This window comes from Streptomyces sp. NPDC000345 (genome assembly GCF_042898825.1).
GTDB lineage: Bacteria > Actinomycetota > Actinomycetes > Streptomycetales > Streptomycetaceae > Streptomyces.
On record NZ_JBIAZE010000005.1, the window covers coordinates 17,182 to 33,692 of the forward strand.

Consider the following 16,511-nt stretch of genomic DNA (forward strand, 5'->3'; position numbering starts at 1 on the left):
TCACTCCTGTCGGGCGCCTCGATGCTGCCCCGCCAAGGAAGTCAGAGGAGTTCCATGGGACGCAACATACGTAAACGCCGTTCGTCGATGGCCACGAAGGCCGTGGCAGCATCGGCGGCCCTAGCGCTCGGTGGGGGCGGGCTGATCTGGGCGAACTTCTATGCTTCGGCTCACGAGTCGAGCAGCTCGGGCCAGAACACGACCAAGGCCGCCACCGCGGCCGCGCAGGTCGCCACCATCTCCTGCCCGGACGTGGGGCAGAAGCTGACGAACGTGCCGGCGAAGGCCAAGCAGGGCGTCGCCACCGAGCTGGCGAACCTCGACAAGCAGATCACCGAGGCCTACGCCCGCCTCGCCTCGACGCGTCAGGCACAGGCGAACGACTCCGGGTTCGTGCAGAACGCGATCGTCGGCCCCCTCAAGGAGAAGCGGGCTGCCACGATCGACCGGATCCGCATCAACATCCAGCGGGTCGGCGGCCAGTTCGACAGTTCGCTGAGCCAGCTCGCGGCCTGCACCACGCAGACGGCGAACACCAACGCCGGCCAGGCGGGTGGCGGCCAGCAGCAGAACGGCGGCCAGCAGCAGCAGAACGGCGGTCAGCAGCAGAACGGTGGCCAGCAGAACGGCGGTCAGCAGCAGGCCGGCGCCAACGGCCAGGGCGGCAACGGCCCGACCGCGGCGGACTTCGTGGACATCACCAAGGTCCAGGCCAACGCCCAGCTCGGCGTCGGCGCCAACGGCCTCGCCGCGAACGGCAACTCGGGCTCGCGCGGCACCTTCACCACCAAGTGCGGCACCAACGGCAACGACAACCACAACACGGACAACGTGATCGTGGCCCCCGGTGTCAGCAACGGTGCCCACCACCTGCACGACTACGTCGGCAACCAGAGCAACGACGCCTTCGCGAGCGACCAGGAGCTGGCGGCCGCCCAGACCAGCTGCCAGAACCAGGGCGACAAGTCCTCGTACTTCTGGCCGGTGCTGCGTGTCCAGGACGGCTCGCAGGACTTCGACCAGAACAACGACGGCGGCGGCAAGGAAGGCAACGTCGGCAAGATCCTGCAGCCGGTCCAGGCCCAGCTGAAGTTCGTCGGCAACAAGAGGGGCAAGGTCGTCGCGATGCCGACGGCCCTGCGCATCATCACCGGTGACGCCAAGGCCTTCGTCAACGGCAACGGCAACGCCAACGTGAACTGGAGCTGCACCGGCTTCGAGAACAAGGTGCAGCTGGAGACCCAGTACCCGATCTGCCCGCAGGGCAGCCAGGTCGTCCGCACGACCAACTTCCAGAGCTGCTGGGACGGCAAGAACATCGACAGCGCCAACCACCGCACGCACGTGGCGTTCGTCCAGGCCGACGGCACCTGCGCCAACGGCTTCAAGGCGATCCCGCAGCTGCAGGTCCGGCTGGTCTACAACGTTCCGCGGCCGACCGTCCAGAACGGCGTCGTGAAGAACGCCTACGCGGTGGACAGCTTCCCGGAGAACCTGCACAAGCCGATCACCGACCACAACGACTTCATCAACTTCTTCTCCGCGAACACGATGAACAAGGTGGTCAACTGCATCAACACCGGCAAGCGGTGCCAGTGATCCGCTGAGGTCGACTGAGACCGGCTGAGACCGACTGAAAGGCCGGCGGTGAGGAATCCTCACCGCCGGCCTTCCGTGTTGCCCGTGGACCGTCCGGGTTCAGTGACCGGAGTGCGTCGCGCCGCCGGACGCCTCGTGCGACGCGTGCGCGGAGTGGTCGGTGCCCTCCTCGACGTCGCCGCCGAGCGTCTTGCGCAGCGCCGTCACGGTGCTGGTCTCCTCGCCCACGGCCACCCACTTGCGGCCGACCAGGTAGTGACCGCCGTAGTCCTTGGCCCCGTTGATCCATTCGCGCTGCCCGCGGTCGGTGGCGAAGGTCAGCAGCAGGAACTTGCCCGCGGCGGTCTTGCAGATGGCCTGGCGCAGTTCGTCGGCGTCGGTCTGCATGTTCGGCTTGCAGTCCACCTCGGCGGCCAGGTGTTCCAGGCTGCCGGTCGCCGCCGCCGGCACGGACACCTCTGCCTTCCCGGAGCCTGAGGAGCCGCACCCCGCCAGCACCAGCGCCGCCGCGGCGGCCGCCGCCGCGAAGATCGGTCGGGTCACCTTCATCTGTCCTCCCTGCAAGAGCCTCGTCCTGGATACGGCTCCCGCGTGCGGTCCGCTCAAAATACCGGGGTGAGCGGGACACCGACGTGCGAGAGTGAGCCGGTGAACCGAGACTGGGAAGACCGCGTGACGGCCGCCTGGGCCACCCTGGACGAGTATCCCGAGGAACGGGCGGGCGCGTTCCGCGCCGTGATCGACGCGCTCGTCGACGAACTGCCCGAGGGCAGTCCGCTCGGCCTCTTCGAGCAGGCGAGCGCCTGGGACTCGACCGGGCACTCCGACAAGGCCGTCCCGCTGTACCGGGAGGCACTCGCCCGCGGACTGAGCGACGTGAGCCGCTACAAGGGCCGGCGCGCCAAGATCCAGCTCTCCAGCTCCCTGCGCAACACCGGGCTGGCCGAGGAGGGCGTCGAACTCCTCACCCCCGAACTGGACGCCCCGTCCGACGAGTTGGACGACGCCGTCCGGGCCACGCTCGCCCTGTGTCTGTCCAGCCTCGGCCGCGACCGCGAGGGCCTGTCCCTGGTCCTCGGCGCCCTCGCCCCCCGTCTCCCGCGCTACCAGCGCTCGATGGCGAACTACGCGCGGGCACTCGTGGAGCCGTAGACCGCCCCGGCCGGACGGCGGTGACCATCCACCGCCCCGCTCGTTCTGCTGGACGTGCAGTCACAGGATGTCGCCCCGCGCCCCGCACCCGGCTCCGTCACCGACCGGGTCGTCGACGTCGAGCAGGCCGAGGCCGCGCTCGTCGAGCACTACCCGCGTCTCGTCCGGCTCGCCTACCTGGTGCTGCCGCCGGGCCCCGGCCGGGGCCGCCGGGTCCTGACCGCCCACGCCCTCGTCCAGCGTGCCCTGCCCCGCGGCCGCGGCTCGGCCCCCGTGATCCCGGCGCAGACCCAGGCCGGCGCCCGCGACGGCGACCCCGGGTACGCGTACGTCCGCCTCCAGGTGGTGCGTACGGCGCTGGAGGCGGGCGCACCGCTCGGGCTCCGGGCGTGGCCCAGGCGCGCCCAGCTCCCGCCGCTGCTCCCCCAGGTCCTGGGCCTCAGGCTGTTCCCGCGCTCCGGCGGTGCCGACGAACTCGCCCTGGACCAGCGCCTGTCCGCCCTCTCCGGCCCGGCCCGTGCCGTCTACGTCCTGCGCGGTCTGGAGAAGCTGCCGGACGGCGACGTGCGCAAGGTGCTCGGCGAGGCCGGTGTCGAGGACACCGACCGCGCGCTGCGCGAGGCCGACCGGGTTCCCGCTCAGTACGCGCTCCTCGACTCCCCCGAGTTCGACCCCTGCTCGCTCCAGGCCCGGCCCACCGACCTCATGCGCCGCCGCCGGCACACCAGGGCCGCGCTCGCCGCCGCCGCCGCGCTCGCGGTGTGCGGCGCCCTGGTGGCCCTGCCCGGCGACGGCTGGGGACCGGACGGTGCCGCCGCCCCCCTGTACGCGCGCAACCCGGCCGCCGAGGCCGCCCTCGACCCGGGCCGGCTGCTGCGGGTCTCCCCCGTCGCCTGGAAGACGTCCGCGCGCACCGACTTCTCCGTCTGGCCGGCCCGCGGCGCGCTCGTCCGCGACGGCGCGCTGCTGCGCCGCGCCCTCGCCGTCTGGGCCCGCCCCGGCGAGGCGGTCCGGGTCTCCGCGACCCCCGACACCCCCTCCGGCGGCCCCTTCGGCCCGCCCCAGCTCCTGTACGCGGGCGACGTCGGCACCGCCCGCGTGGTGATCCTGTACGACGGTCTGCGCATCGCCCGGTACGCGGAGCCGAGGGACGGCACGGCCGGGGCGGCCCTCGACTTCGCGCGGGTCGACGGCGCGGCCGGTGCCGAGGCCGCCGCGATCGTCCTGGACCGGGCCGACGGCAACGTCCGCTGGCTGACGGCGCCCTGGGTGACGAGGGCGGGCGAGCGGGACCTGTCCAAGCCCGGCGCCGGGGTGATGGACCTGACGCTCACCGACGGCGTCACCTCGCCGCTGGCCAGCCCCGCCACCCGGACCGGCACCTGCACCGGCTGGAACGTCCTCCAGCTCACGGACGCCTCGGGCACCCACCTCCTCACCGACCTGGGCGAACTGGTCCCCGCCCGGCTCACCTCGGGCCGGCCCGGCGCGCCGGGGGAGGCGACGGGCGCGGAGGCGCTCAGCACCTGGGCGCCGTACGCCTGCTCGCTGGCGGACGTGCGCGGGCAGGGCGTACGGACGGTCAACGCGTGGTCGTACGCGCGCCAGCCGCTGCCGGACGGGAGCGGCTCGGCGGAATGGGTGTGCACCCGGGCGGAGACCTGGCGGGGCGACGGGACCCGGGTCCTCGCCCAGTTCCGCACGCCGGGCGGGCTGTCCGGGGCGGCCGTCGCGAAGGCCGGGGACGTGCCCGGGTGCGGGCCGCGTGATCCGCATGTGCTCGCCGGGGTGCTGTGGAAGTCGGAGGGCGGCAACTGGTACCTCCTCGCGGCCGGCGACCGGCGGACACGGTCCGTGCGGGCGACCGGCGGGGTGAGCGGGTCGGCGCCGGGCAACCTGCTCACCCTGCGCGCGGAGAAGGGCGCGAAGGCGGATCTGAAGGGCACACTGGGGGACGGGCGTTCGATCAACGGCCTCAACTGATCGGCTCCGGTCCCCGCGCCAGGGGTGCGAAGTGACCGGCTGGTGCTCGTCAGGTGAACGCCCGCGGCCGAACCCGTCCGTTCGAGGCCGGATCCGATCGGTAAGGTGTGCCCATGACTACCGGGGTTCGTCGAAGAATGGGAGTCGAGGAGCGTCGGCAGCAGTTGATCGGCGTCGCCCTCGAACTGTTCGCCCAGCGCTCACCCGACGAGGTCTCCATCGACGAGATAGCGGCCGCCGCCGGCATCTCGCGTCCGCTCGTCTACCACTACTTCCCCGGCAAACTCAGCCTGTACGAGGCTGCGTTGAAGCGGGCCTCGGAGGATCTCGCCGACCGCTTCGTCGAACCCGCGGAGGGCCCGCTCGGGTCGCGGCTGCTGCGGGTGATGCGCCGCTACTTCGACTTCGTCGACGAGCACGGCCCCGGCTTCTCGGCCCTCATGCGCGGCGGCCCGGCCGTCGGCTCCTCGACCACCAACGCCCTGATCGACTCGGTACGCCAGGCCGCCTACGAGCAGATCCTCTCCCACCTCAAGATCACCGACCCGCCCGCCCGCCTGGAACTGGTGATCCGCTCCTGGATCTCGCTCGCCGAGTCGACCGCGCTGATCTGGCTGGACGGACGGCGCATCCCGCGCGCGGAGCTGGAGGTGCAGCTCGTGCACGACTTCGCCGCGCTCACCGCCGTCAGCGCGGCCTTCGACGACGAGATGCGCGCCGTGCTGCGCCCCGCGCTGAGCGGCGAGCCGGCCGACGGCCCCTTCGGCGACCTGGCGACCCGGTTGATCGCCCTGGCGTCGTAGGCCGGGTCCGGCGGATCACGCCGACGACGCGGCCGGTCAGCCCTCGAACTTGCGGTACGACGGGTCGAGGTCACGGATCTCGGCGGAGGCGTGCAGCACGAAGTCCCGTTCCGCCGGTACGTGCTCGCGCAGCAGTTCCAGGACCGCCTCGGTCAGCCGCGCCTTGGTCTCGTCGGTGCGGCCGGCGAGCAGCCCGATGGTGACGTGGACGACCGCGTGCCGCGCCTCCAGCGGGTCCTCGTACCCGAACGCGGTGGCGTCGGCCGTGCGGAACAGGGTCTTGCAGGCCTCCGGCTTGGCGGCCGCGATCTCCACCACCGACGAGTGCAGGGCCGCCGCGAAGGCGGCCGGGTCGAAGTCGTGGGCCATCGTGGCCGAGTAGTCGACGGTGATGTTCGGCATGAGCACTCCTCTTCCAGGGCGTCCTGAGGCTCACCCTAGCCGCAGCGCCAGCATCGCGATGTCGTCCTCCTGGTCGCGGCCGAAGCGGGCGAGCAGCAGGTCGCACAGGGCGTCCAGACCCTGCGGGGCCTCGGCGGCGGCCGTGCGCAGCCGCTCCAGACAGACGCCGAGGTCCGTGCCGCGCGTCTCGATCAGACCGTCGGTGACCATCAGCAGCCGGTCCGCGGGCCCCAGCACCAGCTCGGCCGGCTCCGGACGGTCGAGGCCGAGCCCGAGCAGCGGCCCGTGCACGTCGACGTACCCGGCACCGCCGGAGCCGGAGACGACCAGCGGGGGAAGATGGCCGGCGTTGGCCACCCGCAGCCGCCCGGTGGCCGGATCCAGCAGGGCCAGGCACACGGTCGCCGTGACCTCGGGGTGGTAGTGCTGGATCATCCGGTCGAGACGGGCGGCCAGCACCGCCGGATCGGGGTCCTCGACGCAGTAGGCGCGCAGCGCGTGCCGGATCTCCACCATCACCGCGGCCGCCTCCAGCGAGTGCCCCACGACGTCACCGACCGCGGTGAACACCCCGGCGCCGGTGGACACGGCCGCGTAGAAGTCGCCGCCGATCTCCGTCTCCCGGGACGCGGGCACGTACCGCACCACGAGGTCCACGCCGGGCAGGCGGGGCGGCCGTTCGGGGCGGGGCAGGAAGCTGTGCTGCAGGGTGCGCGCGACATGGCGTTCCACCTGGTACATCAGCAGCGGCTCGGCGGCCAGCGCGGTGACCTGGGCGAGCCGGGAGAGCAGGCCGTCGTCGGCGAGGGGGGCGGCGGCGGGGGTGGCCACGCAGACCGGGGTGCGGCGGCGCCGGGTCACGGCCAGCACCAGGCGGGCCGCCTCCCGCCGGCCGGGCCGGAAGAACCCGGGGGGCCACAGCGTCGCCGGCGCGACCACGCCCCGCACCCCGCCGGGCCCCGCCGCGAGCCGGGAGACCATCCGGGCCACCGTCTCGTGCGCGGCCGCGTCCGGCAGCCCGAGCGCGCCGCGGTCGCGGGTGGTCCCCCGGTGCAGTCCGCCGTCCGGGCCGACCACGAAGACGACGGCCGGGGCGCCGATGAGCCGCGCGGCGCCCTCCGCGGCCGCGTGGGCCAGCTCCCCCGGGCAGCGCGCTGTCTGTACGGCGACGGTCGCCTCCGCGAGCAGGGTGAGCCGCCGGGCGCGCACCTCCGGGTCACCCCGCCGGCGCGCCCCGCGCAGCGCGGCACGCACGACGGACGGCGGCTGCGGGGGTTCGGCGGGCACCGTCAGACTCCCGGCCCTCTAGGAAACGACGTGGTGGGGCGGCCCCGCACCCGGGACCGCCCCACCAACGTAGCCCTGTATCAGGAAACCCGGGAGAATACCGCGACAGTACGACCCGGAACGGCGAACGTGCCCGATTCACGCACGTAGGACGAGGTCTTGACGGTAGAGTCCGCGCCCGATGCCTGTACCGGGTGCAGCCGGTAGTCCTGGCCGGCGAGAGAAACGATCCGCTGCTTCTGCTCGGCCGGAGTCGCGTTGAACACGACGACCAGGTCGCCCAGCTCCATGGTGATCACACCGGGTGTCTCGTCCGTGCCGGACAGCGGGAAGGACAGCGCCGACTGCACCGCCTCGGCCGTGCCGAGCGAGAACGCCTTCTCCGTGGTACGGATCCGCAGCAGGTCCCGGTACGCGGCGGAGGCGGCCGTGATCTGCGCACAGCCCACCCCGACGGAGGTCAACAGGGGCTTGGCGTAAGGCCACTTGGAAGTGTTGTCGGCCGCCGGGGGCAGTCCGCGTCCGAAGCCGTTGCCGTCGGCGCAGTTCCAGTGGATCGCGTTGAACCAGTCACCGCTGTCGTAGGAGTTGCGGTCCAGGGACTTGGAGCGCAGCAGGTCGGAGCCGGCCTGGGAGAGCGCCGGACCCTGCGAGAGGGCGGTCGTGGCCATCGCGAGCACCTGCATCCGGGCCCGGTCGGCCGCGGACGTGTCCTTCGGCAGCTTGTAGGCGAGGGCGTCGAACAGGGACTCGTTGTCGTGCGCGTCGGCGTAGGCGAGGGCGTCGCCCGGCGCGTCCGCGTAGCCGGCGGGCGAGCCGTTGTAGTCGACCTCGGCGCCGGTGACCTCCTTGCCGTCGGTGCCGGTGAAGGTGAACTGCCGGAGGTTGCCGGACAGGCCGACCTTGATCAGGTCCTGGTAGTGCAGGAGGCGGGCCTTCTGCTGCGCCGCAGTGCCGTTCGCCGTGGACGCGTTGGGGTCGGTGTAGAGCCCGGACGCGAAGCCCTGGATGCCGGGGTCCTCGTCGAAGGGGCCGCCGCCGCGGACGGCGTCCCGGGCCCGGTCGGAGAAGGTCGCGACGCCGGTGCCGGCCATGTTCTTCTGCGTGGCCTGCACGAAGCGGGCGTCGTCGGCGACCTCGCCGAAGTTCCAGCCCTCGCCGTACAGGATGATCTTCTTGCCGTCCACGCCGTCCTTGGCGGGGGTCAGCGCGTCCAGGGCCTTCCTGACCGCCAGGATGTTGGCCTTCGGGTGATGGCCCATGAGGTCGAAGCGGAAGCCGTCGACCTTGTACTCCTTGGCCCAGGTGACGATCGAGTCGACGACCAGCTTGCCCATCATGGCGTTCTCGGTGGCGGTGTTCGCGCAGCAGGTGCTGTTGGCGACCGATCCGTCGGCGAGGAGGCGCTGGTAGTAACCGGGGACGATCCGGTCGAGGACGGAGGTGTCCGCCTGGCCGCTCGCCGCGGTGTGGTTGTAGACGACGTCCATGACGACCCGGAGGCCGTCGTCGTTCAGCGCCTTCACCATCCTGCGGAACTCGACCGTACGGGCGATGCCGTCCGGGTCGGTGGCGTACGACCCCTCGGGGACGGTGTAGTGGTACGGGTCGTAGCCCCAGTTGTAGGCGTCTTTCGCGGCGGTCTTCGTCACGCACTCCTGCTGCTGCCCGGAGTCGGCCGCGTAGGAGGCGAGATCGCAGTCCGGGGTCGCCTGGTCGGCCCTCTTCTCGGGGATGGTGGCGATGTCGAAGGCCGGCAGGAGGTGCACGTACGAGGTGCCCGACCGCGCCAGCTCGCGCAGATGCGCGGAGCCGTCGCTGTCCCGGTCGGTGAAGGCGAGGTAGGTGCCCTGCTCCTTCGCCGGGACGGTCTCGTCCGCGACGGAGAAGTCCCGGATGTGCAGCTCCTGGATCTGGGCGTCCTCGAGGGCGACCGCCTTGGGCTTGGTGTACGACGACCAGCCGCCCGGTGCCAGGGACTTGTCGTCGAGGTCGACGAGGAGGCTGCGCTCGGAGTCCGTGGTGAGCGCGACCGAGTAGGGGTCGGTGACCTTGTTGGTGACGACCTTGCGGACGCTGGGCGCCCAGACCTTCACCACGTACCGATAGGGCTTGTTCTTCCAGGACCTGGGGCCGGTGACGGACCAGACGCCGGTGGCGGAGTCACGCTTCATCCGCACGGTGGAGCCGTCGAGTTCCAGTGCCACGCTCTGCGCGGTCGGCGCCCAGACGGCCGGCGTGGGGCGGCCGTCGTGGAACACCGGGCCCAGCTCCGCCTTCGTCGCGGCGGGGTACAGATCGTCGAGTACGCCGGCGATCTGGACGCCCGTCGCCGCCAGGACGGCGCCGTTGGCGGCCCGCTGGGAGGCGACGATCTGACCGCTCAGCGCCTCCCGCACCCGGTCGCGGTCGCGCGGGTCGACCGACCAGGCCGTGTAGCCCTTCAGATGCGGGAACTTCGCCTTCTGGGCGTCGGTGAGCGTGGTCTTGGCCAGCCGCAGCCACCGCTCGTCGTCGCTGGTGAGCGTGCCGTCGTCGACGGTGATCGAGCCGTCGTGGGAGTACAGCAGCTGGGTGGAGGCGGCGGCCTCGGAGCCGTTCCAGGCGACCGTGTTCCGGTCGATCCAGACCGCCTTGGAGGTGGTCAGGTCGAGCGCGGCGGCGGATCCGGCGGGCTGCGGGAGCAGGTACTTCTCCTGGCCGTTCAGCAGCCACACCTCGTGGCCGTTCGCCGTGAGGTCGAGGGACTGGTCGGCGGGCAGGTCCTTCTCGTCGCCCTTGTGGATGATGTAGCTGAGGCTGGTGGCCCCGTCGGCGAGCGGTACCTCGAAGACCGCGCCGTAGGCGTCGGTGCGCACCGGCTTCAGGGGGCTGGACCACTCGCTGGGCTGGGCGGCGCCCGTCCAGACGTGCAGGCCCCAGCCGTCGTAGTCCCCGTCGGCACGGTGGTAGTGCAGGACCGCCTTGGTCTCGTCCTGGGCCGGGTGGCCGGGGTTCTCCGTGAGGACGGCCTCCTTGCCCTGCTCGATCCAGACCTCGCCGGTCTTCGTCACGTCGATCGTGCGGTCGGCGGAGACGTCCTTGGTGCCGTCCTTGTCGATGACGAGGAAGCCGACGTTCGACGCGCCCGGCTTCAGCTTGACGTAGGCGAAGGCGCCGTACGCGTCCCGGCCGGTGAAGGGATGGCTGTCCGGCCAGTTCGTGGACTCGCCGTCGGCCAGGTCGCCCCAGGCGTACAGGCCCCAGTCCGCGTAGTCGCCGTCGGCGCGCTTGTAGTGGACGATCGCGTAGTCGCGGGAGGAGGCGGTGGGGACCTCCTCGGCGGGCGGGGTGCCGGTGGTGCTCGCGGCGGTGGCACCGGCGGTCCGGCCGGCCGAGTCGACGACCACCGCCTTGTAGCGCAGGGCGGTTCCGGCGGGCACGTCCCTGCCGATGGTCTGGGTGACCTTGTAGGGGGCGTGGTCGGCGGAGCCGAGGGTCTTCCACCGTCCGTTGCCGGTCTGGGCGGCGAAGACGACCCGGTTGAGCTGTCCGCCGTCGACGTCGGCGCTCAGCTCGACGGTGCCGGTGGCGCCGGCGGCCGGCGCCCGGAGGGTGAGCGCCGGTTTGGTGGCGGGCCTGCCGAGCGGCCCGGCGGCCTTGAGGACGATCGCGGAACCGGCCGGCACGGTCACGGTGATCTTCTTGCCGGCGTCGGAGGTCACCGTCTTCCCGGTGCCGTGGATCCCGTGGAAGGCCATGTTCGCGGAACCGGTCGCGAAGGTCGCCGTCTTCGCCGTGTCCGCGTTGTTGAAGGCGACCACGTACTCGGTCGTGTCCTTGCCGGTGCCGGTGCGGGAGAAGGCGTAGACACCGGCCCCGTCGGCCGCGTACCGCTCGGTCTGGACTCCGTCCGTCAGCGCCGGGTTGGCCTTGCGGAGCTTGGCGAGGGCGGCGATCCGCCGGTACAGCGGCGCGCGCGTGTCGTAGGCGTCGCTCGCGTGGGTGCGGTCGGTGCCGATCTCGTCGTCGTCGAGATAGTCGGCGACCCGGGAGGCGAACATGGTCTGGCGGGCGTTCTTGTCGCCGCCGGATCCGGTGAAGCCCTGCTCGTCGCCGTAGTAGACGACCGGGTTGCCGCGGCTGAGGAACATCAGCTCGTTGGCGAGCGTGTCCTTGGCGAGCAGTTCGGCGTCGGTCGCCTCCGGGTTGTCCTGGTTCAGGAAGTACCCGATGCGGCCCATGTCGTGGTTGCCGAGGAAGGTGACCTGCTCGTACGCGTTGGCCTTGTCGGTCGTGTACTTGTAGTCGTCGGCGAAGACGGACGCCAGTGTCCGCGCGCTGCCGCCCTGCGAGGCGTACTGCCGGGCCGCCTCCTGGAAGGGGAAGTCGAGGGTGGCGTCCAGGCGGCCCTGGGTGACGTAGGGGGAGGTGATGTTCGTGTCGGCGGAGTAGACCTCGCCGAACATGAAGAAGTCGTCGCGCCCCCGCTTCGCCGCGTAGGCGTCCAGGGCCGTGGCCCACTGGGTCCAGAACTCCATGTCGACGTGCTTCACGGTGTCGATCCGGAAGCCGTCGATGCCGAAGTCCCGCACCCAGCGCCGGTAGATCTTCTCCATCCCGCTGACGACCTCGGGACGCTCGGTCCACAGGTCGTCCAGGCCGGAGAAGTCGCCGTACGTGGTCGACTCACCGGCATACGTCGAGTCGCCGCGGTTGTGGTACATCGTCGGGTCGTTGAGCCAGGACGGGACCTTGGCGGTCCGCTGCGCGGCGGTGACCGTCGGGGTGCGCGGGAAGGAGTCGGCGTCGACGGCGGGGAACCCGGAGCCGCCGGCCGCGTGGTCGGCGTCGTCGAAGGGCTCGCCGTCCTTCGTCAGGTACGGGAACGCGCCCTTGGAGAGGTAGTCGTAGGACTTCTCCTCGTAGTCGACGACGTCGGCGGTGTGATTGGTGATGACGTCGAAGAAGACCTTCATGCCCTTGGCGTGCGCCTTGGCGATGAGGGTCTCGAGGTCCTTGTTGCTGCCGAAGTGCGGGTCGACCTGGGTGAAGTCGGTGATCCAGTAACCGTGGTAGCCGGCGGAGGCGTTGCCGCCCGTCCCCTGGACCGGCCGGTTCTTGAAGATCGGGGCCATCCAGATGGCGGTGGTGCCGAGGCCCTTGATGTAGTCGAGGCGCCTGGTCAGGCCCTTGAGGTCGCCGCCCTGGTAGAAGCCCTTGTCGGCGGGGTCGTATCCGGTGCTGAGGCGCGAACCGGTGAGGCCGCCCTTGTCATTGGCGGCGTCCCCGTTGGCGAAACGGTCCGGCATGACGAAGTAGAACTGCTCGCGGGTGTCGTCGTGCCGGGCGGGCGCGGCGGCGAGCTTCGCGTCGGACGGGGGCGGGGGCGGACTGTCCGCGTGCGCGGCGAGCGGCTGCACGAGGGCGGCCGCCAGCGCTGTCACGGTGACGGCCGCGATCCGTCTGGCTTGCGCGGTGCGGCGCGCCGAGGGCGCCGGCCATCTCGGTATCACAGGCGAGAACTCCTTGCGATTACGGCTCTCTTGGGTCCGACCCCGCGCGACCGTATCGCTAACGAAAGGTTTACAGCAAGAGCCTTGCAATTCACAGCAAGAACTTTCACCTGAAACCTTGACGTGCCCTTCTCAACTGCCCCACGCTCACGGCTTGTTGAAACCAGAACTCCCCTCTCTGGAGCCGCACATGACAGTCAGACACCATCCCCCGGGTGTCCTGCGGCGGGCCGCCATCGCCGCGGCCGCCGCCACCCTGGCCCTCGCCGGTGCCGTCGCACTGCCGGCCACGGCCGCCCGCGCGGACACCACCGCCCAAGGCGATGTCATCGCCAACCTGTGGGAATGGAACTGGGACTCCGTCGCCGCGGAGTGCACCGACGTGTTGGGACCGGCCGGGTACGGGGCGGTCCAGGTCGCCCCGCCCGCCGAGTCCCTCAAGCAGTCCTCGTACTACTGGTGGGACGTCTACCAGCCGTACTCCTACAACCTGAACAGCCGTTTCGGCTCGGCGGCGGAGTTCGCGTCGATGGTGACCGCCTGCCACGACGCGGGCGTCAAGGTCTACACGGACGCGGTGATCAACCACACCGCCGCCCAGACCGGCACCGGCTACAACGGCACGACGCTCACCACCAAGTACGACACCCCGGAGTGGGACCCGGGCGACTTCCACCAGTCCGACGACTGCAACGACTCCGACCTGGTCATCGACGACTGGTCGAACCTCTCCGAGGTCCAGAACTGCGAACTCCTCGGCCTGCCCGACCTGGAGACGGAGAACGACAGCGTCCGTTCCGGCATCGCGGCCTTCCTCAACAAGCAGCTGGCCCTCGGGGTGGACGGCTTCCGGGTGGACGCGGCCAAGCACATCCCGGCCGCCGACCTCCAGGCCATCGAGGCCAAGCTGACCAGCACGACCTCGGGCGCGACGCCGTACGTCTTCCAGGAGGTCTACCCCGGTTCGACCCCGCAGCCGGCGGACTACTACGCCTCCGGTGACGTCCTGGACTTCACCTACGCGAGCAAGCTGAAGTCGGCGTTCCAGGGCAATGTGAGCGACCTGGAGTCGCTGTCGTCGTCCGGGATCCTCCCGGCTGCCCACTCGGTGTCGTTCGTGACCAACCACGACACCGAGCGCAACGGGCTCCACATGAGCTACAAGGACGGCGACGGCTACCAGCTCGCCAACCTCTTCCAGCTCGCCTACAAGTGGTCCACGCCCACCGTGTACGCCGGCTGGGAGTGGACCCAGAGCGACCAGGCCCCGCCGAACTCGTCCGGGTTCGTCACGGACACCGACTGCTCCAACGGCGCCTGGTACTGCCTGGACCGTGACACCGGTGTCGTCGGCATGGTGGCCTGGCACAACGCCGTGGACAGCGCGGCCGTGGCCAACTGGCAGACCAAGTCCTCCTCGGTCATCGGCTTCAGCCGGGGCTCGGCGGGCTTCTTCGCCCTGAACAACGGCTCCTCGTCGGCCACGTACACGTTCACCACGGGCATGGCCGACGGCACGTACACCAACGTGGTCGACGGCGGAAACGGCACGGTCACCGTCTCCGGCGGCAGCGCGACCCTGACCATCCCGGCGAAGAGCGCGATCGCCTTCTACAACGGCTCCTACACCTGCCCGACGACGTGCGACGGCGATACCGGCGGCGACACCGGCACCTCCACGGTGACCGCCACGTTCAACGAGTACGCCTCCACCACGCCCGGCACCAGCGTCTACGTCGTCGGCTCCCTCGACGCCCTGGGCGGCTGGGACACCTCCAAGGCGGTCCGGCTCTCCTCCACCGGCTACCCGATCTGGTCGGGCGCGGTGAGCGTGCCGGTCAGCACGGCCTTCGAGTACAAGTACATCAAGAAGGACAGCTCGGGCACCATCACCTGGGAGTCCAACGCCAACAGATCGGCGACGACCACCACCTCGGCCCTGACGCTCGACAACACCTGGAACGTGGCGGACGCGAACGCGACGGACGTCACCTTCGACGTCACCGCCACGACCGGCTACGGCACCGACGTCTACGTCGTCGGCTCGATCGCCTCCCTCGGCTCCTGGAACCCCGTCGACGCCGTCCCCCTCTCCGCCGCCTCCTACCCGACCTGGTCCAAGTCGGTCGTCGTCCCCAGGAACACCACCTTCGAGTACAAGTACGTCAAGAAGGACGGCTCCGGCAACGTGACGTGGGAGTCCGGCACCAACCGCTCCTACACCACGTCGAGTTCGACGGGCTACACGGCGACGGACACCTGGAAGTAACCGCACCGGCGCCTCCTGCCCCACGCATCGCCCGCGACCGTTGCCGAAACGGCCGCGGGCGACCGCGTTCACCCCGGGAAGGGCAGGGTCAGCAGCTGGACTTGCCGGTGTAGACGGCCAGGGCCGTGTTGGCGGCCAGAGTGGCGGTGAACTGGCCGGAGGAGTTCACGGTCACCGCGGTGTTGTTCTGGACGTTGCAGTACGTCCCCGCCGGCAGCGAGGTCTGATACGTCCGCGTCAGGCTGCTCGACTCGTGGTTGATGGCGACATAGCCCTTGGCGCCCCGGCCGAAGGCGATCGCGTCGCCGCCGTTGTCCCACCAGTTGGTGACGGCCTCACCCCGCGTCGCGTTGCGGAAGGCGACCATGCGGAGGATCTCGGGCCAGGCGTGCTGGCACTTCCAGCCGTTCTGCCAACAGGCGCTGACCGCACCGTTGTTGGGCGGCCCCGCGTCCACGTCGGACCACTCGTAGCCGGAGTTGATGTCCGGGGCGCCGTACGGGTGGGCGAGCATGAAGACGTTGGCGAGCGTGTAGTTCGCCCCGTCCTTGTAGTTGAGGGTGGAGCCGTTGCGCTCGGTGTCGTGGTTGTCGACGAAGACCCCCGCGACGGAACTGCTCAGGTAGCCCCAGCCCTCGCCGTAGTTCTTCAGGTAGGCGAGGTTCTCGTTGTTGAAGACCCGCTTGAGGTCGTAGGCGTAACGGAACTCCTGCACATCCCCGTTGCCCGTGTACTCGGCCGGCTGGACGGCCTCGCCGGAGCCGTAGATGACCTCCTGCTTCCAGTACACGCCCGTGTTGGTCAGCCGCGACTTGATGTCGGCGAGGTCGGCGGTGTCGATGTGCTTGGCCGCGTCGATGCGGAAGCCGTCGACGCCGAGGGTGAGGAGGTCGTTCATGTAGCCGGCGACGGCCTTGCGGACGTAGTCCTCACCGGTGTCGAGGTCGGCCAGGCCGACCAGTTCGCAGTGCTGGACGTTCCAGCGGTCGGAGTAGTTCGAGACCTGGGAGGTGCAGTCGTCGAAGTCGTAGGAGGAGTACAGCCCGGGGTAGGTGTACTTCGTGTACGACGATCCGCCCGTGCCCGTGCCGCTCCCGGCCGACATGTGGTTGACGACGGTGTCGACGACGACCTTGACGCCGGCCGCGTGGCACGTGTCGACCATGTTCCGGAAGGCGGCCCGGTCGCCGAGCCGACCCGCGATCTTGTAGCCCACCGGCTGGTAAGACGTCCACCACTGCGCGCCCTGTATGTGCTCGGCCGGTGGGGAGACCTGGACGTATCCGTAGCCGGCCGGTCCGAGGGTGCTGGTGCACTCCTTCGCCACCGAGGCGAAGTTCCACTCGAAGAGGACGGCGGTGACGTCCTTGGTGCCGGGCGGGGTGGCGTGGGCGGCGGGGCCGAGCAGGGTCAGGCCGGCGGCCAGGGCGACGGCGCCCGAAAGGGTTCTGCTGCTTGCCATGTGGGGTTCCTTCTCCATTGAAGGCTCTTGCTGAAATCTTTCAGAAACCTTGCGGTGGC

General features: G+C 70.7%; 9 protein-coding genes and 1 pseudogene. 5 read left to right on the plus strand and 5 right to left on the minus strand.

The genetic code is table 11. The features are described from left to right. Positions 1-54 precede the first annotated feature (54 nt). Positions 55-1,599, plus strand: coding sequence for a DUF1996 domain-containing protein (locus ACFY30_RS13210; RefSeq protein ID WP_390845304.1), 1,545 nt, complete (start codon positions 55-57; stop codon positions 1,597-1,599). 99 nt (positions 1,600-1,698) lie between these two features. Here the strand turns inward: ACFY30_RS13210 and ACFY30_RS13215 are convergent, their stop codons facing one another. Beyond that, a complete protein-coding gene (locus ACFY30_RS13215) occupies positions 1,699-2,148 on the minus strand; it encodes a hypothetical protein (protein ID WP_390845305.1) in 450 nt (149 codons plus the stop codon). Between the two features lie 99 nt (positions 2,149-2,247). On the opposite strand from ACFY30_RS13215, the gene ACFY30_RS13220 reads away from it, so the two are divergent. The 3 genes from ACFY30_RS13220 (at position 2,248) to ACFY30_RS13230 (ending at position 5,537) form a co-directional block, all read left to right on the plus strand. Next, entirely contained in the window at positions 2,248-2,751 is a 504-nt protein-coding gene (locus ACFY30_RS13220; RefSeq protein ID WP_390845306.1) for a tetratricopeptide repeat protein, read from the plus strand. Positions 2,752-2,805: 54 nt separating this feature from the next. Next, a complete protein-coding gene (locus tag ACFY30_RS13225; protein WP_390845307.1) occupies positions 2,806-4,734 on the plus strand; it encodes a hypothetical protein in 1,929 nt (642 codons plus the stop codon). 113 nt (positions 4,735-4,847) lie between these two features. After that, positions 4,848-5,537, plus strand: a complete 690-nt coding sequence (locus tag ACFY30_RS13230; protein ID WP_390845308.1) for a TetR/AcrR family transcriptional regulator — start codon at positions 4,848-4,850, stop codon at positions 5,535-5,537. Between the two features lie 36 nt (positions 5,538-5,573). Here the strand turns inward: ACFY30_RS13230 and ACFY30_RS13235 are convergent, their stop codons facing one another. The 3 genes and pseudogenes from ACFY30_RS13235 to pulA form a co-directional block, all read right to left on the minus strand. Continuing rightward, complete coding sequence (locus tag ACFY30_RS13235; RefSeq protein ID WP_390845309.1) at positions 5,574-5,939, minus strand: 5-carboxymethyl-2-hydroxymuconate Delta-isomerase; 366 nt, start codon at positions 5,937-5,939, stop codon at positions 5,574-5,576. A gap of 30 nt (positions 5,940-5,969) precedes the next feature. Beyond that, positions 5,970-7,232: pseudogene (locus ACFY30_RS13240) on the minus strand (PP2C family protein-serine/threonine phosphatase); the annotation flags it as partial. A gap of 74 nt (positions 7,233-7,306) precedes the next feature. Then, complete coding sequence (gene pulA / locus ACFY30_RS13245; protein WP_390845310.1) at positions 7,307-12,721, minus strand: pullulanase-type alpha-1,6-glucosidase; 5,415 nt, start codon at positions 12,719-12,721, stop codon at positions 7,307-7,309. A 190-nt stretch (positions 12,722-12,911) separates the two neighbouring features. Between pulA and ACFY30_RS13250 the strand changes: the two genes are divergently transcribed. Further along, positions 12,912-14,990, plus strand: a complete 2,079-nt coding sequence (locus tag ACFY30_RS13250; protein ID WP_390845311.1) for a carbohydrate-binding module family 20 domain-containing protein — start codon at positions 12,912-12,914, stop codon at positions 14,988-14,990. An 88-nt stretch (positions 14,991-15,078) separates the two neighbouring features. On the opposite strand, the gene ACFY30_RS13255 is transcribed toward ACFY30_RS13250, so the two are convergent. Further along, positions 15,079-16,452, minus strand: coding sequence for an alpha-amylase family protein (locus ACFY30_RS13255; RefSeq protein ID WP_390845312.1), 1,374 nt, complete (start codon positions 16,450-16,452; stop codon positions 15,079-15,081). Between the last annotated feature and the right edge of the window lie 59 nt (positions 16,453-16,511).